Below are 18,818 nucleotides of genomic sequence, written 5' to 3'. Positions count from 1 at the left end.
TCATGCGGAAAACCATCAGAGGCCGCGGCCTCTTGAACAACTGAAGAAGGAAAAGAGCCATGCGCCACGGTTTCAAAGGCCGCCGCTTCGCCCGAAGCATTAGCCATCGCAAGTCGATGTTCGCCAACCTCGCCGTGTCGCTGCTCGAGCACGAGCAGATCGTCACAACCTTGCCGAAGGCGAAGGACCTGCGTCCGATCGTCGAGAAGCTGGTGACGCTCGGCAAGCGTGGCGACCTGCACGCCCGCCGCCAGGTCATTGCCCAGATCGGCAATGAAGGCGTCGTCAAGCGTCTGTTCGACACCATCGCGCCGCGCTACGCCAACCGCAATGGCGGCTATCTGCGCATCATGAAGGCGGGCTTCCGTCACGGTGACAACGCCGCCATGGCTGTCATCGAATTCGTCGATCGCGACGTCTCGGCCAAGGGCGCCGGCGACCGCGCTCGCATCGAGGCCGAAAGCGCTGACGCGGACGCCGCAGCCGCATAAGGCTCGGTTTTCCCAAATGAGTTCAAAGGGGCCTGCGGGCCCCTTTTTGTTTTCTGAAAGCAGCAAACCGCGCCGGAATCCGATTTCCGGGCATGCCCCTGGGATTTTGGCCCAAAATAGTCGGATTTCAGCGGCTTAGCCTTTCATTTTGCACAATCGTCGGGACAATGCCCCCGAACTTGCCTTGGAGGATTCGCGAATGCGCGCCAGAAGACTGCCCTTTGTTCTGCTTTTCGCCATCATGGCGTTTGCGGCCGCACCGGTGGTCAGGCAGGCATTGGCCGAGGAGACCAAGACCGATCCCGGCCTGTCCGATGTGCTGACCGACCTGCTGCATGGCGTCGAGGGCGAGAACGCGACGTCCGGTCCCGACAAGCGCGTGCCGTTCGGTCGCGAGGAGGTGCAGCTGTCGTTTGCGCCGCTGGTCAAGCAGACGGCGCCGGCGGTGGTCAATGTCTATGCCTCGCAGACCGCCAAGGTGACATCGCCTTTCGACGGCGATCCGTTCTTCGAAGAATTCTTCGGCCGCTCGCAGCCGCGCGCGCAGTCTTCGCTGGGCTCCGGCGTGCTGGTCGATCCGACTGGCGTCGTGGTCACCAATTACCACGTCATCAAGGATGCCGACCGGGTCAAGGTGGCGACCGCTGATGGGCGTGAGTTCGACAGCAAGGTGCTGCTCAAGGACGAGACTCTCGACCTTGCCGTGCTCAAGATCACCTCGGACAAGCCGTTTCCGGTCATTGCCATCGGCGATTCCGACGCGCTCGAGGTCGGCGATCTGCTGCTGGCCATCGGCAACCCCTTCGGCGTCGGCCAGACCACCACCAGCGGCATCGTCTCGGCACTGGCCCGCAGCCATATCGGCGTCTCCGATTCCAGCTTCTTCATCCAGACCGACGCCGCCATCAATCCCGGCAATTCCGGCGGTGCGCTGATCAACATGGGCGGCCAGCTGGTCGGCATCAATACGGCCATCTACAGCCGCAGCGGCGGTTCGATCGGCATCGGCTTCGCCATTCCCTCGAACATGGTTCGCGCCTTTGCCGACGCGGCCAAGGCCGGGCTCGACTTCTTCGAGAGGCCCTATGTCGGCGCCGAGTTCGAAGCGGTGACGCCGCAGATCGCAGAATCGCTCGGCATGGAGAAGCCGACCGGTGCGCTGGTTTCGTCGGTCGAGGCGACCGGACCGGCCGCCAAGGCAGGGCTCAAGCCCGGCGACGTGGTGCTGCAGCTCAACGGCAAGCCGGTCGAGAGCATCGAAGCGCTGGACTACCGGATGGCGACGCTGTCGATCGGCACCACCGCCAATTTCGCGGTTCTGACCAAGGGCCAGCAGGCGGCGATGGATATCGCGCTGGAGCGTGCTCCGGAAGGCATGAAGGCTGCCGAGGTGACGCTGCATGGCCGCAGCCCCTTTTCGGGCGCCAAGGTCGCGGAGCTTTCGCCCCGGCTCGCGCAGCGGCTTGGCCTGCGCACGGACATCAAGGGCGTCACCGTGGTCGACATCAACCGCGATTCACCGGCCGCCGATTTCGGCTTCCAGCCGGGCGACATCGTGCGCGAGGTGAACGGCACCACCATCGATACCGCAGCGACCCTGGAGCTGGCGGCCAAGACGGATACGCGCTGGTGGCGCTTTACGGTCGAGCGCGGCGGGCAGATACTGCGTCAGGTGTTGCGTTATTAGGGCTGGGTTCCGTGCATTCGGGCTCATGCTCCAACGAAAAAGAAGTGCATGGCCGATCTGTTCAGCGTCGATGAACCGGAAAAGAAGCCGCCTGGGCGGCCGCTGGCCGACAGGTTGCGGCCGAGGAACCTTGGCGAGGTCGTCGGCCAGGAGCATCTGACCGGGCCTGACGGCGCGCTGACCCGGTTGATCGGTTCCGGCTCGCTCGGCTCGATGATTTTCTGGGGGCCGCCCGGCACCGGCAAGACCACCGTGGCGCGGTTGCTCGCCGGTGAAACGAGTCTCGCCTTCGAGCAGATATCGGCTGTCTTTTCCGGCGTCGCCGACCTGAAAAAGGTGTTCGAATCAGCCAAATTGCGCCGTGCCAATGGCCGCCAGACCTTGTTGTTCGTCGACGAGATCCATCGCTTCAACCGCGCGCAGCAGGACAGTTTCCTCCCGGTCATGGAGGACGGGACAGTCGTGCTGGTTGGCGCCACGACCGAAAACCCGTCCTTCGAACTGAATGCCGCTTTGTTGTCACGCGCGCGCGTTCTGGTCTTCCATTCGCTTGGCGAGGAGAGCATCTCCAAGCTGATGGCGCGGGCGGAGGAGACCGAGGGCAGGGCGCTGCCGCTCGACGACGAGGCGCGGGCCATGCTCATCCGCATGAGCGATGGCGACGGCCGCGCCTCTCTTACCCTGGCAGAGGAAGTCTGGCGAGCAGCCAAGCCCGGCGAGGTCTTCGATCCCGAGGGTCTGCAGCGCATCGTCCAGCGCCGCGCGCCAATCTACGACAAGGGCCAGGACGGCCATTACAATCTGATCTCGGCGCTGCACAAATCGGTACGCGGTTCAGATCCTGACGCGGCTCTCTACTATCTCGCACGCATGTTCGATGCCGGCGAGGATCCGCTCTATCTAGGCCGCCGGCTGGTGCGCATGGCCATGGAAGACATCGGCCTTGCCGACCCGCAGGCGCTTGTCGTCGCCAATGCCGCCAAGGATGCCTACGACTATCTCGGCTCGCCCGAAGGCGAACTCGCCTTTGCCGAGGCCACCGTCTATCTCGCCACCGCGCCCAAATCCAACGCCGTCTACAACGCTTTCAAGGCCGCCACGCGGGCCGCCAAGGAACACGGCTCGCTGCTGCCGCCCAAGCACATCCTCAACGCGCCGACCAAGCTGATGAAAGAGGAGGATTACGGCGCGGGCTACCGCTACGACCATGACGAGCCGGATGCCTTTTCGGGGCAGGATTATTTTCCGGAGAAGATGGGTCGCCAGACCTTCTATGATCCGCCCGAGCGCGGCTTCGAGCGCGATATCAGGAAGCGGCTCGATTATTGGGCAAAGCTGCGCAAAGAGCGGGAATAGCCGGGTTGCGTGAGGCTATTGACCAGATCCGCCAGGCAGCCAGCCGGCCGCGGTAGCAGGGCCGTTGTGTGGTAACCCAAAAAACCTTATCAAGGCGCACGACCGGGCGGTGGCCATTGCCTTGATTTGGGCACCTCATTCGCAACAGGATCGCGCTTGGCGCGTGGAAAAATGACAAAAAATCTTCGCAAATCCCTTCGCAAATTCGCCATTGCCATCCCGCTTCTCGCCCTTGGCTTCTATTTCATCCCCATCCTGACGACGATCTTCATCGTCTGCGGCCTGATCGACGTGCTGCGCAACGACCGCAAGGATCTGTCGCTGTTCTCAGGCTATTTTCTCGGCAACGGCCTGTTCACCTGGCTGCTTTCGCCGTTCAACCTGCTGGTCGACCTCTTGTGCTACAGAAATCCTGGCGTGTGGAAGCTGGATCAGTTTCCCGCCGACTATCAGCGCGAGGTCAACGAGGTCCTGGATATCTTCAAGGCGCGCAAGGATGAGATCATCGCCGATATCGATGCCAATTTCGGCGCCGGCCGGCGCGGCATGTATGTCTACCAGTGGTACGGCAAGCACAGGATCGACAACGTCGCCGAGTTCAACAAGGATTTCAAATACATCAAGACCATCGCCGTTTCCGTCTTCAGCAAGCGCGAATCGACGTCCTGGCATTTCGGCCCGCTGCGGCTCAGCTTGCGCATTCTCTACAATCTGATCCCGGTGAAGTCGGAGATTTTCGTCGAGTGCGGCAACGTCAAGAATTACTGGTACGACAATCCGCTGTTCATCTTCGACGACACGCTGCTGCATCGCTCGGTCAACGAGTATGACGGCCGCCGCTACTGCGTGTTCATGGACATTATCAGGCCATCCCCGGTTCCCCGCCTCATCGCGGGTATGCTGGCCATCGTCTCGGTGAGCGTCGAGCGCATCAATTCCATGTTCTACAAGAACTGGAAAATGATCGGTTCGACCAAGCCGAAGAATGCCGGGACGACCTGAGCTTTGGAAAATCGGCGCTGCCGGCCCTGCCGGCAGCGTCTGGGTGCTCTGCATGTGAGACTTGGCCAATCCTTGTCGGCCGCTCATGCGCCGGATCCTGGCTGCATTAAACGGTAGTCCGGGCTGGCTTTGATAGTTCTGCCTCTTCTCCTTCTGGCGGCCGCAAGTGACGATGAACAAATCTCTCGGATTTTGGGCAACGACATATGTGTGTACCGCTCTGCTGGGAGTTGCTCTTGCTCTCATCTATGTAGGGCTTGAACAGCCTGTCTATTACTGGGACTTCGCTGCCTATTTCGACACGTTTAGCCGGCAGGGCACGCTCTTGGTTCAGAGCCCTCTCGAGTGGCTCAGCCATTTGAGGACCTCGATCGCCACCGATGACTACAGTGCGGCGATCCTGGTGCCGCTGATGCCGTTTCACATCATTTTTGGCGATTCGAGGTTTTCCTACATCGCCGGAATAGTCGCTGTTTACCTGGTTCCGACCGCTCTTCTCATCGGCAGAACAAGCTATCTGGAGGCGGCGACCGGGACGCCTTCATGCCGAAGCTGGCTCACCGTATGGATTGCGGCCTTTCTCTACACGCCCTTCTGGGCGGCGACGCTTCGTGGGTTGCCGGACATTGCCGGCTGCCTCGCGCTTTGCGCGGCAACCTATTTTCTCTGGAAATCGAGGTTCCTGACCCATGAACCGGTGATCAGCGGAATGCGTGTCGGCGTATGCCTGTGGTTGGCATTCGTGCTGCGCCGCTGGTATGCCTATCCCGTCATCGGGGTCGGAACTTCCGCGGCCTTCTTCTGTTTTCTGCAGGTCGCGAAAGACCGCGACGTCCCGGCACTCCGCAATGCCGCCGTCGGGGGCCTGTGTGTGATCCTCGTGGTTGTCGGAGCCGCGCTGACCTCCCAGCAACCTCTGATCCTCAAGATACTGGGAACCAGCTATGGCGACCTTTACAGCGGATACAAGACAAGCTTCGTTTCACAGGTTGACCAGGCAGGATCGCGGCTCAGCTATGTGAACTGGCTGTTGATCGTATTCGGCCTTTGCATCTCCATCATACGCCAAAACAGATTTTCCCTGTTCTGTGCCGTTGCTTCGGTACTTACCTTCTTCCTCTTCACCCGCATGCAGGACCCGGATCGCCACCATTCGGTGCCAATGTTTCTTTGGCTTTTTCCTGCCTACGCCCAGGCAATCGTTGCGATCGTTTCGATGCCGGCGCTGAGATCGCGATGGTCGACCGCCGCGATAGCCGTTGCCGCCGTGCTGGCGTTTTTCGGTACTTTTTTCCCGATTGGCCGCCAGGTGCTGTCACCGGTCAGCTACGTCTTTGCCAGGGAAGCCACGCTCCCGCTGCAACTCGACAATCTTCCAGAATACAGGCGCCTTATCGATGACCTTCTTGGAAAGATGGGACCTGGGGACCGGTTGTCGGTATTTGCGTCCAGCGGGATCATGAGCGACTCATTGCTCTATGAAATGGACAAGGACCTTTACCCCCGCATCGAGTGGGCTTGTCAGGTCGATAGTCGCGATCGGTTCAGACCGGCGGCGTTGAAGTCCAAATACGTTGTCGTGACCGATCCGCCCGTTACCCATCTGCAGCCGGGTGCGCAGCTCTGTGTCTCGATACCGGACCAATACATTGTCGAGGGCAAAGGCATCGGCGCTGCATACAGGCGCATCGCGGCGTACCAGCTGTCCGGCGACGTCAAGGGCTACCTCTACGAACAGGTGCGCCCTATCGGAAAAACGGAGATCGATGACCTCTATAACGAGTTCAGGAAAAAATATCCGGGATGGGCAACGCCTGAGTGGTGACGAGCTCGGCTGATCCGTGCGCTTGCGCCCACAGCGAGGGATTGACCGGGCAGCCCTGCGGGGGCAGTAAACGGTCATGTTCAATCTGTTTCTCGTCGTCGTCGGTGGCGGCATCGGTGCCGGAATTCGTCACCTTACCAACATCGGCGCGCTGCGTTTTGTCGGCCCCAACTATCCCTGGGGCACGATGGCCATCAACGTCATCGGCTCCTTCGCCATGGGGCTGTTCATCGCCTCCATGATGCGCCGTGGCGGATCGAACGAGGTCAGGCTGTTCGTTGCCACCGGCATTCTTGGGGGCTTCACCACCTTCTCAGCCTTTTCGCTCGATTTTGCGACGCTGTGGGAGCGGGGAGCCACGCTGCCTGCGCTGGGTTATGCCCTTGCCAGCGTCATTGGCGCCATTATCGCCCTGTTTCTGGGACTTTGGCTCGCAAGAAGCCTGCCTTAGTGCTATTGCCGCGCCAAGAACAGGCCGAGCTTGGCTCGGGAAACGGATAAGCGACAAAAAACATGGCAGGCGTTGAACAGATCACGGTGGAAGCCGGCGAGGCGGGCATGCGGCTCGACCGCTGGTTCAAGACCCATTTCCCGGGCCTTGGTTTCGGCCATTTGCAGAAGCTTCTGCGCTCCGGCCAGATCCGTGTCGACGGCGGCCGGGTCAAGGCCGACACCCGTGTCGAGCCCGGCCAGATGGTTCGCGTCCCACCGCTCGAGGTTGACAAGAAGGGCGAGAGTGCGCTGACCGGCCACTCGATCCGCAACCAGGGCGATGCCGATGTCCTGTCGAAAATGCTGATCCATGAAGACCCTAAGGTTTTCGTCTTCAACAAGCCGGCGGGCCTTGCGGTGCAGGGCGGCTCGGGCGTCACCCGCAATGTCGACGACATGCTGGAGGCCTGGCGCAACCAGAAGGGCGAGAAGCCCAGACTGGTTCACAGGCTCGACCGCGACACTTCGGGCGTGCTGGTCGTCGCCCGCACCCGACTGGCCGCCATGAAGCTCTCGGAAGCGTTTCGCGCCCGCGAGACCAAGAAGACCTATTGGGCGCTGGTCAAGGGCGTGCCGCCCAAACGCGAGGACAAGATCTCGACCTGGCTGATCAAGGAGCCGACGCCGGACGGTGACCGCGTGCGGGTCGCCGCGCATGGCGAAAAGGGCGCCGACCACGCTGTGTCCTACTACCGCATCATCGAGCAGGCGGCGCAGACGATGACCTGGCTTGAAATGGAGCCCTATACGGGCCGCACCCACCAGCTTCGCGTCCATGCCGCCTACATCGGCTGCCCGATCCTGGGCGATCCGAAATATTTCGAGGCCGACACCAACTGGGACTTTCCCGGGGGCATTCAAAACCGCCTGCATCTGCACGCCCGCCGCATCATCATTCCGCATCCCGACAAGGGCGTCATCGATGTCACGGCGCCAATGCCGCCGCATATGCGCCAGAGCTGGAACCTGATCGGCTTCGACGACGCCAGCGCGGAGGACTGATCGTGAGCGGCGCCACCGACGCGCTCGACCGGCGCGACACGGTCGACCTGGCCGCCGCCGCGATCATGGTCGGGCTGACCTTTTCCTGGGGGCTGAATTACGTCGCCGCCAAGATCTCCTATGCTGGCTATGATCCGGTTTTCCTGTCGATCGCGCGCTCGATCATCGGCGGCATGTGTGTCTTTGCCTGGTGCCGGTGGCGCGGCATCGCGCTTTTCACGCGCGACGGGACCTTGCTCGCCGGCATCTTGGTTGGCGCGCTTTTCGGCATCGAGTTCCTTTGCCTCTATGTCGGCCTGGAGCATACGACCGTTGCCCGCAACACGCTGCTGGTCAACACCATGCCGTTCTGGATGCTGCTCGGCGGCCATTTCCTGCTCGGCGAGCAGATCACGTTGAGAAAATTCCTTGGCCTGCTGCTGGCCTTTGCCGGCCTTGCCGCGGTGTTTTCCGACAAGCTTGGCGGCGGCGGAGACATGCTGTTCGGCGATCTGCTGAGCCTTGGCTCCGGATTCTTCTGGGCTTTGACCAACATCCTCATCAAGCGCTCGAAGCTGGTCGAGGCGAGCGCCGAGAAGCTTCTGCTTTACCAGCTCGCCGGGGCAGCGATCGTGGGCGTATTGGTGCTGCCTCTCGCCGGCCCGCCCGTTCGCGACCCGACCGTGCTGCCGACCTTGGCGCTGCTTTTCCAGGCGGTCTACATCGTCGCCTTCACCTATGTGCTGTGGTTCTGGCTGCTGCGGCGGTATTCGGCGTCAGGCTTGTCCAGTTTCACCTTCCTGTCGCCGGTTTTCGGCGTGCTGTGCGGAGCCATGTTCTTGAATGAGCCGCTGACCATGCGCATTTTCCTGGCACTTGGCCTGATTGCCGCCGGCCTGATCATCGTCAACCGGCCGGCGCGCAAGCTGACGCCGGTGTAAGAGAGACCTTCATGCGTGACATCCTCAACGACCTCGAAGCGGGCAAGTATCTCTCCGACCCGGATCCTGTGCGCCGCGCCCAGATCCAGATGAAGACGCCTCTGCCCAAGCGCTTCTACAACGCCGCCTCTGTGGCACCTGTCGACAATGGCTTTGCCGTGCATCTCGACGGCAAGCCGGTGCGGACGCCGGGCAAGGCGCTGCTGGTGCTGCCGACCGAGGCAGCAGCCGCGCTCGTCGCCGACGAGTTCGCCGCCCAAAGCGAGACCATCGATCCGGTGAAGATGCCGGTGATGCGCCTCGTCAACACGGCCATCGATGGCGTTGCCAGCGACCCGCAGGCGGTGCTGGAGGATATCCTGCGCCTTGCCTCATCCGATCTCACCTGCTATCGCGCCGACGCACCGCAAGGGCTGGTGGAGCGGCAGAATCAGCATTGGGATCCGGTGATCGACTGGGCGAGGACACTCGGAGCACGTTTCAATCTGGCCGAGGGCATCATCCATGTCGAGCAGCCGCGCGAGACCATCGCCGTGCTGGGCAGCCATCTTGCCCAGCGCGCCGAGCCGCTGCGGCTCGCCGCCATCCATGTGATGACGTCGCTGACCGGTTCGGCGCTGCTGGCGCTGGCTGTCGATTTCGGCGAGATCGACGCTGAGGCTGCCTGGGCCGCTGCTCATGTCGACGAGGACTGGCAGATCGAGCATTGGGGGCAGGATGCGGAGGCCGTTGCCCGCCGCGCGGCTCGCAAGCGCGACATGATGGCTGCCGCCGGCCTGCTGCAAGCGCTCAAGGGCTAGGGGTTTCCCAACTCGCCCGGTTTCATCCCGCAGCGCACCTAATACCAAAGTCATAATCCCAAAGACGCGCTGCCTTTGGCGGGCGCTTTCTGTCATTTTTCCCGAATGGCTGTCGTTGAGTCCGTGCTCGGAGGAGAACGCGGACAGTGTCGCGCAGCATTGAGAACGGGTCTCACGGGAGGATAACGCAATGGCAATAGCATCGACCGCCGGCGGAACAAGCCGCGGCATGACGCGGGAAGAGAAGAAAGTCATCTTCGCTTCCTCGCTCGGCACCGTTTTCGAATGGTATGATTTCTATCTTTATGGCTCGCTGGCGGTGTTCATCGGTTCGACCTTTTTCAGCCCAGCCATTCCGGAAGCGACCCGCAACATTTTCGCGCTGTTGGCTTTCGCCGCAGGCTTCCTTGTGCGCCCGTTCGGCGCACTGCTGTTCGGCCGCATCGGTGACCTTGTCGGCCGTAAATATACTTTTCTTGTCACCATGACGATCATGGGCCTATCGACCTTCCTGGTCGGCTTGCTGCCCGGCTATGCCACTTTGGGCATCGCCGCTCCCGTGATCCTGATCATCCTGCGCATGCTGCAGGGCCTGGCTCTGGGTGGCGAATATGGCGGCGCGGCCACTTACGTCGCCGAACATGCGCCGGACAACCGGCGCGGCTACTACACCTCGTGGATCCAGACCACCGCGACGCTCGGCCTGTTCCTGTCGCTGGTTGTGATCCTGATCGTACAGGCTTCATTGAGCAAGGAAAACTATGCTGCCTGGGGCTGGCGTATTCCGTTCATCGTGTCTTTTCTGCTGCTCGGCATCTCGATCTGGATTCGGCTTTCGCTTTCCGAATCCCCGACCTTCCAGCGCATGAAGGATGAGGGAAAGGGCTCCAAGGCGCCGCTGACGGAAGCCTTCGGCCAATGGAAGAACGCCAAGATTGCACTGCTGGCGCTGCTCGGCCTCACAGCCGGTCAGGCCGTGGTCTGGTACAATGGCCAGTTCTACGCGCTGTTCTTCTTGACCAACGTGCTCAAGGTCGACGCGCAGTCGGTCAACATCATGATCGCGGTCGCCCTGGCGGTCGGTTCGATCTTCTTCGTCGTCTTCGGCTGGCTCTCCGACAAGATCGGCCGCAAGCCGATCATCATGGCGGGCCTTGCGCTGGCGATTGTCTGCACCTTCCCGCTGTTCAAGGCACTGACATGGGCTGCCAATCCGGCACTCGCCACGGCGCAGCAGAACACCAGGGCGACGGTGACCGCGGCGCCGGGCGACTGCAAATTCCAGTTCAATCCGGTTGGCACGGCGAAGTTCACGACATCCTGCGATATCGCGACTTCGTTCCTGACCAAGAACTCGGTTCCCTATGACGTGGTGTCGACGGCTGCCGCCGGCACACCCGCATCTGTCAAAATCGGCAACGAGACGGTCGAGTCCTATGACGCCATCGCCGCCGGTGATCAGGCCAAGGCCAAGGAGGCGGCCTTCATCAAGGCCGTCAATATGTCGCTGCAGGACGGCGGCTATCCGCTGAAGCGCGCGGCAGCCAAGGTTGCGGACCAGAAGCTCGATGCGTTTGTTGCCGCCAACCCGGAACTGAAGCTGGACGCCGCTGCCATCCGTGCCGGTGAAAAGGCGACGGTGCCGATCGACCAGGCGGTCAAGGACAAGCTGCTGACCACCGATGAGGCAGCGGGCGCACCCGAAGTCACCGTCTACAACATTCCAGGCGGCGGCGCGTTCGCCATGTTCGCCGATCCTGCAGCAGTGAACTGGCCAATGACGATCGGCATCCTGTTCATCCTGGTGCTGTTCGTGACCATGGTCTACGGGCCGATCGCGGCGATCCTGGTCGAAATGTTCCCGACCCGCATTCGCTACACCGGCATGTCGCTGCCCTATCACATCGGCAATGGCTGGTTCGGCGGCCTGCTGCCGGCAACCGTGTTCGCGCTCAGCGCCTACAAAGGCGACATCTACTATGGCCTTTGGTACCCGGTGGTGATCGCGGCTATAACGCTGGTCATCGGCATGATCTTCGTCAAGGATACGCTCGGCACCGACCTGCACGCCAAGGAGTAGGCAGCCCCAGCGTTCAAAAGAAAGCCCGGCGCGAACGATCGCGCCGGGCTTTTTCTTTTCAGGCCAATTCGTTGGCGAGGGCTGCTGCCCTTTGTGTCAGCTCTTGCGGCCCCGGGCCTCTTCCTCGATGGCTGCCTCATGGTACCAGCCGTCGCCGAAATCCGCGCGGGCACCACGCAGCGAGGCAAGCTCTGCCGCAAACTTAGCCTTTCCGCTCAAATTTGAGGCAGAGAGGCGTGCTGCCGCCGGGAACATCAAAATTTTGGCCGACGGTCGTGTGGAAATGACTTCCATTGCCGGGTTCCTTTCTTCCGCCGAACCTTTTCGATTCAACTTGGCCCGAAGATAAGGTCTGCAATCAAGTTAGGCAATATGCCTATGAAAAGATCAGCATTTGCACACTATTTGTGCAAATAAGGACCGTGATGGATCCGGGCGCATTGCTTAGGCGGCTCACCGACTTCCGGTGGATGCCGCGTCAATTTTGTCGCACCCTCCGGACCAAGAATGGCACACGAATTGCATTTTAAGTGTGCGGCAGGCCAGCTGCTGACGGCAGACGCATGTCGACGCCGTTCAGTGTTCGGTGATCAAGCAACGAGAGGCTAGAATGACGAAATACAAGCTCGAGTATATCTGGCTCGATGGATATACCCCGGTCCCCAACCTTCGCGGCAAGACGCAGATCAAGGAATTCGCCGAATTCCCTGAACTCGAGCAGCTGCCGCTGTGGGGCTTCGATGGTTCCTCGACCCAGCAGGCCGAAGGGCACAGCTCCGATTGCGTGCTGAAGCCGGTTGCGGTCTATCCGGATCCCGCCCGCACCAACGGCGTGCTGGTCATGTGCGAAGTCATGATGCCCGATGGTGTCACGCCGCATGCCTCAAACAAGCGCGCCACCATCCTCGATGACGAGGGCGCCTGGTTCGGCTTCGAGCAGGAATATTTCTTCTACAAGGACGGTCGCCCGCTCGGCTTCCCCGAGAGCGGCTATCCCGCACCCCAGGGCCCGTACTACACCGGCGTCGGCTATTCCAATGTCGGCTCCGTCGCGCGTCAGATCGTCGAGGAGCATCTCGACCTCTGCCTCGCCGCCGGCATCAACCACGAAGGCATCAACGCCGAAGTGGCCAAAGGCCAATGGGAATTCCAGATTTTCGGCAAGGGCTCCAAGAAGGCCGCCGACCAGATGTGGATGGCCCGCTACCTCCTGCAGCGCCTGACCGAGAAATACGGCATCGACATCGAATACCACTGCAAGCCGCTCGGAGACACAGACTGGAACGGCTCTGGCATGCACGCCAACTTCTCGACCGCCTATATGCGCGAAGTCGGCGGCAAAGCCTATTTCGAAGCGCTGATGGCGGCCTTCGACAAGAACCTGATGGATCACATCGCCGTCTACGGCCCGGACAACGACAAGCGTTTGACCGGCAAGCACGAGACCGCGCCGTGGAACCGGTTCAGCTATGGCATTGCCGACCGTGGCGCCTCGATCCGCGTGCCGCATTCCTTCATCAAGAGCGACTATAAGGGTTATCTGGAAGACCGCCGTCCGAACTCGCAGGGCGACCCCTACCAGATCGCCTCGCAAATCCTGAAGACGATCGCCTCGGTTCCGGCAAGCGCTCAGGTTTCAGCCGCCGCGTAAGTGTTTCGGACTGTATGACAAGAGGACCCCGGCGTTTCGCGCCGGGGTTCTTTTTTGGCCGTTACCCGGCGGACTGCATTCCCGGTAAAACATACCCAGAAAAAGTCAGGCAGTTCCGGCGGTCGCTAATCGCCCGTGAGTTCCGGCCGCAGCCGTGCGAGTCTGCGGCGATCACTCGCCAGAAAGCCCGGAAAACCGCCTTTTCCAGCCCTTGTCCGGGGCGATGGATCTTCCATAAGCATCTGTTCATACAACGGAATCGGTCATTCGCCACCCGGCTGGTGGCGTTGACAGATCACGCTACGGCATGCGTATTCGCGGGCCTTGGGGTTACGTCACGCAATGCTGTTCGGACGGGCGGGGTTTTCTTGAACGGCGGCATTGGCGTGGGCGCCGGACGAGCGGTCACTGTAGCCTGAGACAGTGCTCCGCTCGCTCCTGGCTCCGACGTTGGCGGCCGAACCGCCTCCCTTGATCATTTACTGAACACCGCCGAGTTGTGATTGAAGCGACGCGCTCAAAAGCCGGCCGCTCCGATGGACCGTAGGTCCAAGAATCCGGGCATCCTATGATCGTCGAAGACGAAAGGCGGATACGGCTGTCCATGCGCGGCTGCCGTGCAGGCGAGGCATGCCGGTCGGCTGGCAATCCTATTGGAGCGCAGCAAAAAGCCCTTGAAAGAGGGACGTCTTTCAAGGGCTTGAGCATTATAGCTAATCTTGGACCGAGATTGAATCTCAGACGGAGTAGTACATGTCGTACTCGACCGGATGCGGGGTCATTTCGAAGCGCATCACTTCGGCCATCTTCAGCTCGATGTAGCTGTCGATCTGGTCGTCATCGAAGACGCCGCCGGCTTTCAGGAAGCCGCGGTCCTTGTCGAGGCTCTGCAGGGCTTCACGCAGCGAGCCGCAGACGGTCGGGATCTTCTTCAGCTCCTTCGGCGGCAGGTCGTAGAGATCCTTGTCCATCGGCTGGCCGGGATGGATCTTGTTCTTGATGCCGTCGAGGCCGGCCATCAGCAGCGCTGAGAAGGCGAGGTAGGGGTTCGCGCCCGGATCGGGGAAGCGGACCTCGACGCGCTTGGCCTTCGGCGACGAGCCGAACGGGATACGGCAGGACGCCGAGCGGTTGCGCGCCGAATAGGCGAGCAGAACCGGCGCTTCGTAACCCGGCACCAGGCGCTTGTAGGAATTGGTCAGCGGGTTGGTGAAGGCGTTGATCGCCTTGGCATGCTTGATGACGCCGCCGATGAAGAACAGGCAGCTTTCCGACAGACCGGCGTATTCATTGCCGGCGAAGGTCGGCTTGCCGTTCTTCCAGATCGACATGTGGACGTGCATGCCCGAGCCGTTGTCGCCGAAGATCGGCTTCGGCATGAAGGTTGCCGTCTTGCCGTAGGCGTTGGCGACCTGGTGGACGACATACTTGTAGATCAGCATCTTGTCGGCGTTGCGCACCAGCGCGTCGAACTTGATGCCGAGTTCGTGCTGAGCCGCCGCCACCTCATGGTGATGCTTTTCGACGCGCACGCCCATCTCGGCGAGCACGGTCAGCATTTCCGAGCGCATGTCCTGTGCGCTGTCGATCGGCGGCACCGGGAAGTAGCCGCCCTTGATGCGCGGACGGTGGCCGAGATTGCCGGTCTCATAGTCGGTGTCGTCGTTCGACGGCAGCTCCGTGGAGTCGAGCTTGAATCCGGTGTTGTAGGGATCGGCCTTGTACTTCACGTCGTCGAACACGAAGAACTCGGCTTCCGGGCCGACAAAGATGGTGTCGCCGATGCCTTCGGCCTTCATGTAGGCCTCGGCCTTCTTGGCCGTACCGCGCGGATCGCGGTTGTAGGATTCACCCGAAACCGGATCGAGGATGTCGCACAGGATGACCATGGTCGACTGCGCGAAAAACGGGTCCATGTGGACCGTTTCCGGATCGGGCATCAGCACCATGTCGGACTCGTTGATGGCCTTCCAGCCGGCAATCGACGAGCCGTCGAACATCACGCCATCGGCGAACATGTCTTCCTCGACCTCGATGACATCCATCGTCACGTGCTGCAGCTTGCCCTTCGGGTCCGTGAAGCGCAGGTCGACGAATTTCACGTCGTTGTCCTTGATCTGCTTCATGATGTCTTTGGCTGTCGTCATGTCATGTATCCCTGTGTGATGACTTTTTTTGATGATGACGTTTTTCGGGAGGATGGCGCGGTCGGTCAGACCGCGTCCATGCCCGTTTCGCCGGTGCGTATACGCACGACTTCCTCGATATTGGAAACGAAGATCTTGCCGTCGCCGATACGGCCGGTCTGGGCCGCCTTGCGGATGGCCTCGATCGCACCTTCGACCGCGTCGTCGCCAAGCACGACCTCGATCTTCACCTTGGGCAGGAAGTCGACGACATATTCGGCGCCGCGGTAGAGTTCGGTGTGGCCCTTCTGACGACCGAAGCCTTTTGCTTCGGTGACGGTGATGCCTTGCAGTCCGGCCTCCTGAAGCGCTTCCTTCACTTCGTCGAGCTTGAATGGCTTGATGATCGCTTCGATCTTTTTCATGTAAAAAGTGGCCTCCACTGCCAAAAAAACGGGTTGTGACCCCCCGCTTGCGCCTCCATCAAGCACGAACTGTGCCAATTCAGCGGATTCTAAGCGGTCTCATAAGATTTCAAAGCCGCGCCGCACCGGGATGCAAATTCGCGTCATTCGCTGCACCGGAAGCGGCATAGACTGCCAGAGCCTACACAGCGCCAGCACCTCCGTCCGCACAAAAATCAGGCATATTGCCTATCCCTCAGGCAACTTTCTGCCCGCGAGGCCTTCGTGCCAACGTTATGGCTGCAGATCTCGGCAACTCCCCCTTGTTTGCTTAGGATCGAAATCGGACAATGCTTGATCGCATGCGGATCGGCAATCCATGAGCAACGAACTTCTTTCCCCGGCCGAAATGAGCGAGGCCGATCGGCTGACGATTGCCGCCGGCCCAGCCGACGGCATCGGCCTGATGCGGCGCGCTGGTGGAGCGGTCGCGGCCGAGGTTCTCAAGCGCTACCCCTCGGCAAAGCACATCCATGTGCTGTGCGGGCCCGGCAACAATGGCGGCGATGGCTATGTCGTTGCCCGCATCTTGGCCGGCAGCGGCGTCGGCACATCGGTCTGGGCATCCGGCGCGCCGAGGCCGAAAAGCGATGCGGCGCTCGCCGCCGCGGAATGCCCGATCAAGCCCCGGCCGCTGTCTGACTTTGACGCCAAGCCTGGCTCGATCGTGATCGACGCGCTCTATGGGGCGGGGCTGTCGAAGCCGCTGTCCGGCGACGCCGCGAAAGCCATCGATACAGTGACAGCCCTGAGCCTGCCCGTGGTCGCGGTCGACCTGCCGTCCGGCGTCTCTGGAAGGAGCGGTGACATATTGGGCAGGGCGTTTCGTGCCGAGGTCACCATCACCTTCGCGCGGAAAAAGCCTGGCCACCTGCTGCTGCCGGGGCGCGGGCAATGCGGTGAGATCGTGCTCGCCGATATCGGCATCGGCGACGGCATCATCGCCCAACTCGCCGTTTCGACCTTCGAGAATGCGCCCGGCCTGTGGTTGCAGGAATTTCCCGTGCCGGCGATGGATGCGCACAAATACAAGCGCGGCCATGTCGGCGTCTTTTCCGGCGGCCCAAGTGCTACGGGCGCGGCGCGGCTGTCGGCGCTGGCCGCCGCCAGAAGCGGGGCAGGGGCGGTCACCGTGCTGTCGCCTGGCAATGCCATGCAGGTGAACGCGATGCACCTGACCTCGATCATGCTGCGCGAGGCGGGCTCGCTCGAGGAGGTGCAGGAATTTCTAATGGCGCGCCATCCCGGAGCGCTGGTGTTCGGACCGGGGCTTGGGCCAAAGCCCAAGGTCGGCGATTTCGCCCTGCAGCTGATCAAGGCTTTGGAGGAGGAAGCACGCGACGAGGCGACCGCGAACCACGCCAGTGCGATGGTTCTTGATGCCGACGCCATCACGTCGCTGGCCCATCAGCCTCAGGCGATGTTCGAAGCTGCCCGTCAGCCGAATGCGCCTGCCTTGATAGTCACGCCGCATGAGGGCGAATTCGGCCGCCTGTTCCCTGATATCGCCGGGGACAAAACCATGTCGAAATTGGACAAGGCGCGAACGGCCGCCGCGCGGGCCAACGCCGTCATCGTCTACAAGGGCGCCGACACGGTCATAGCAGCGCCCGATGGCAAAGCGGCGATCAACTCCAACGGTGCACCGTGGCTGGCCACAGCCGGGTCAGGCGACGTGCTGTCGGGCATCATTGCCGGTTTGCTGGCGCAAGGCATGCCGCCCTTCGAGGGCACCTGCGCGGCGGTGTGGTTGCATGCTGAGACCGGCAGCCGGTTCGGACCCGGTCTGATCGCCGAGGACCTGCCGTTGGCACTGGTGCCGGTGTTGCGCGACCTCTTCGACGCGCGCACGGCTGCCCAATGAGCCGCGCGCTCGTTCTGTTGCTTGCCACCCTCATCGCTGCCTTCATGGCGCCGACGGCGCGCGCCGAAGGTCCTGTGACGATCGTCGACGATCCGGCGGTGCTCGCCGCACTCGATGCCAGGGGTTTCGGTTTCGCCGATGTTTTCGGGGTCGACGGCGAGGGCGGTCTGAAGACGCTTTACGACGAGGCGCCGGCCTTTCACGCCATCGTCGAAACGGTTGCCTCCGATGTTGCGGCACTGCGTGCCGATATGAAAGCCGGCGGCCGGACGCTCTACGAAGTCACCGACGGCAATGTCGGCCGCATCATGGACATGCGCTGGCTGAAGACCGACGCTGCGCGCTTCCGGCTGGTCGGCGTCGTCAACCGGCTCGATCGTCGCGACTTCGCGGTGGTGCAAGGCGACAGGAGCTGCGGCGAGGTGCGCTTCATCTACCGCCTGGCCTACAGCTTTCGCAAAAACGGCAAGCTGCTGGCGTCGCGCCTGCCATTCAATTTCAATGCCGTCTACAGCGCCGCCCCCGACGCCGATGGCGGCTGCGTCGGTGTTGCCGGGCGCTGGACGCCACAGCTTGACGAGAGCGTCGATGCCGGCTGGCTGACCGGCGGGCCGCTGGAGAAGGCCGGGTTGACCTTCAAGCAGCTGGAGCTCAACGCACAGGTGGTGCGCTTCCCGTCCGGCCAGGAAACCGAGTTCGGCGGGCAGGCCGCCTATCTCATGCGGGTATTCGGCATCGATGGCGCTGCTATCAGCGAGAAGCCGCTGGAGAACACGCCCGACACCGCACGGCTCTCGCAGGACACGGCGCTGAAAGCACGGCTCGCCGCCTATGTCGGCGCCAATTTGCCGGCGGTCGATGAAGGTGTCTATGAAATCCCCGACGAGTTCCTGGCCAGGAAAATCATCTCGTGGTCGACCTTCGGCAGTGCACGGCAGGCCAATCATCCGTTTACGCAATTATTCCAGCCCACGGATTTCGCACCGCTCGATTATTCCGCGCTGAAACTGGTGCGCACGCCGGAAGCGCTGGTCGAGCGGCTGGACAATGGCGCCTGC

Annotated in this window: 15 protein-coding genes and 1 pseudogene; 13 read left to right on the top strand and 3 right to left on the bottom strand. The window is 61.7% G+C overall.

Going from position 1 to position 18,818, the window contains the following annotated elements; all coding sequences use genetic code 11:
- The first annotated feature begins 59 nt into the window (after positions 1 to 59).
- The 10 genes from rplQ to EN990_RS24900 all read left to right on the top strand — a co-directional run bounded on the left by rplQ (position 60) and on the right by EN990_RS24900 (position 11,655).
- Entirely contained in the window at positions 60 to 491 is a 432-nt protein-coding gene (rplQ, locus tag EN990_RS24945) for a 50S ribosomal protein L17 (protein ID WP_013531439.1), read from the top strand.
- A gap of 199 nt (positions 492 to 690) precedes the next feature.
- Positions 691 to 2,178 (top strand): DegQ family serine endoprotease, encoded by a 1,488-nt coding sequence (locus EN990_RS24940; protein ID WP_127385272.1) that lies wholly within the window; start codon positions 691 to 693, stop codon positions 2,176 to 2,178.
- 48 nt (positions 2,179 to 2,226) lie between these two features.
- Complete coding sequence (locus EN990_RS24935) at positions 2,227 to 3,534, top strand: replication-associated recombination protein A (RefSeq protein ID WP_013531441.1); 1,308 nt, start codon at positions 2,227 to 2,229, stop codon at positions 3,532 to 3,534.
- A 171-nt stretch (positions 3,535 to 3,705) separates the two neighbouring features.
- The gene (locus tag EN990_RS24930; RefSeq protein ID WP_164753799.1) at positions 3,706 to 4,536 is read left to right on the top strand and encodes an aspartyl/asparaginyl beta-hydroxylase domain-containing protein; all 831 of its coding nucleotides are present in this window, start codon (positions 3,706 to 3,708) and stop codon (positions 4,534 to 4,536) included.
- Positions 4,537 to 4,708: 172 nt separating this feature from the next.
- On the top strand, positions 4,709 to 6,361 hold the full coding sequence (locus tag EN990_RS24925) for a hypothetical protein (protein ID WP_245461050.1): 1,653 nt from the start codon (positions 4,709 to 4,711) through the stop codon (positions 6,359 to 6,361).
- A gap of 76 nt (positions 6,362 to 6,437) precedes the next feature.
- Entirely contained in the window at positions 6,438 to 6,812 is a 375-nt protein-coding gene (crcB, locus tag EN990_RS24920; protein ID WP_063172204.1) for a fluoride efflux transporter CrcB, read from the top strand.
- Between the two features lie 62 nt (positions 6,813 to 6,874).
- A complete protein-coding gene (locus tag EN990_RS24915; RefSeq protein WP_024505072.1) occupies positions 6,875 to 7,855 on the top strand; it encodes an RluA family pseudouridine synthase in 981 nt (326 codons plus the stop codon).
- A gap of 2 nt (positions 7,856 to 7,857) precedes the next feature.
- Positions 7,858 to 8,775: a DMT family transporter gene (locus EN990_RS24910; protein WP_127368906.1), complete on the top strand. Its 918-nt coding sequence runs from the start codon at positions 7,858 to 7,860 to the stop codon at positions 8,773 to 8,775.
- Positions 8,776 to 8,786: 11 nt separating this feature from the next.
- Positions 8,787 to 9,575, top strand: coding sequence for an ATP12 family chaperone protein (locus tag EN990_RS24905; RefSeq protein ID WP_127388411.1), 789 nt, complete (start codon positions 8,787 to 8,789; stop codon positions 9,573 to 9,575).
- Between the two features lie 190 nt (positions 9,576 to 9,765).
- The gene (locus EN990_RS24900; protein WP_013531448.1) at positions 9,766 to 11,655 is read left to right on the top strand and encodes an MFS transporter; all 1,890 of its coding nucleotides are present in this window, start codon (positions 9,766 to 9,768) and stop codon (positions 11,653 to 11,655) included.
- A gap of 96 nt (positions 11,656 to 11,751) precedes the next feature.
- Here EN990_RS24900 and EN990_RS24895 read toward each other — a convergent pair whose 3' ends face one another.
- Entirely contained in the window at positions 11,752 to 11,949 is a 198-nt protein-coding gene (locus EN990_RS24895) for a DUF2735 domain-containing protein (protein WP_063168063.1), read from the bottom strand.
- Positions 11,950 to 12,265: 316 nt separating this feature from the next.
- Between EN990_RS24895 and EN990_RS24890 the strand changes: the two genes are divergently transcribed.
- Positions 12,266 to 13,306 carry a glutamine synthetase beta-grasp domain-containing protein gene (locus tag EN990_RS24890; protein ID WP_013531450.1) on the top strand — a complete coding sequence of 347 codons (1,041 nt, stop codon included), beginning with the start codon at positions 12,266 to 12,268 and terminating at the stop codon, positions 13,304 to 13,306.
- Positions 13,307 to 14,043: 737 nt separating this feature from the next.
- Here EN990_RS24890 and glnA read toward each other — a convergent pair.
- Together glnA and EN990_RS24875 are read right to left on the bottom strand one after the other, a co-directional pair.
- Positions 14,044 to 15,453, bottom strand: coding sequence for a type I glutamate--ammonia ligase (gene glnA, locus EN990_RS24880; protein ID WP_013531452.1), 1,410 nt, complete (start codon positions 15,451 to 15,453; stop codon positions 14,044 to 14,046).
- Between the two features lie 65 nt (positions 15,454 to 15,518).
- Positions 15,519 to 15,857, bottom strand: coding sequence for a P-II family nitrogen regulator (locus EN990_RS24875; protein WP_006205430.1), 339 nt, complete (start codon positions 15,855 to 15,857; stop codon positions 15,519 to 15,521).
- Between the two features lie 358 nt (positions 15,858 to 16,215).
- Here EN990_RS24875 and EN990_RS24870 point away from each other — a divergent pair, with 358 nt between their 5' ends.
- Both EN990_RS24870 and EN990_RS24865 read left to right on the top strand, forming a co-directional pair.
- Positions 16,216 to 17,760, top strand: a complete 1,545-nt coding sequence (locus EN990_RS24870) for an NAD(P)H-hydrate dehydratase (protein WP_127385358.1) — start codon at positions 16,216 to 16,218, stop codon at positions 17,758 to 17,760.
- Positions 17,757 to 18,818, top strand: a pseudogene (locus EN990_RS24865) (hypothetical protein); the annotation flags it as partial. The gene EN990_RS24870 and the pseudogene EN990_RS24865, both read left to right, overlap by 4 nt.

The organism is Mesorhizobium sp. M7A.F.Ca.US.005.03.1.1, from assembly GCF_003997975.1.
In the GTDB taxonomy this organism is placed as follows: Bacteria; Pseudomonadota; Alphaproteobacteria; order Rhizobiales; family Rhizobiaceae; genus Mesorhizobium; species Mesorhizobium ciceri.
This window is presented reverse-complemented; position numbering and strand designations above follow the sequence as displayed.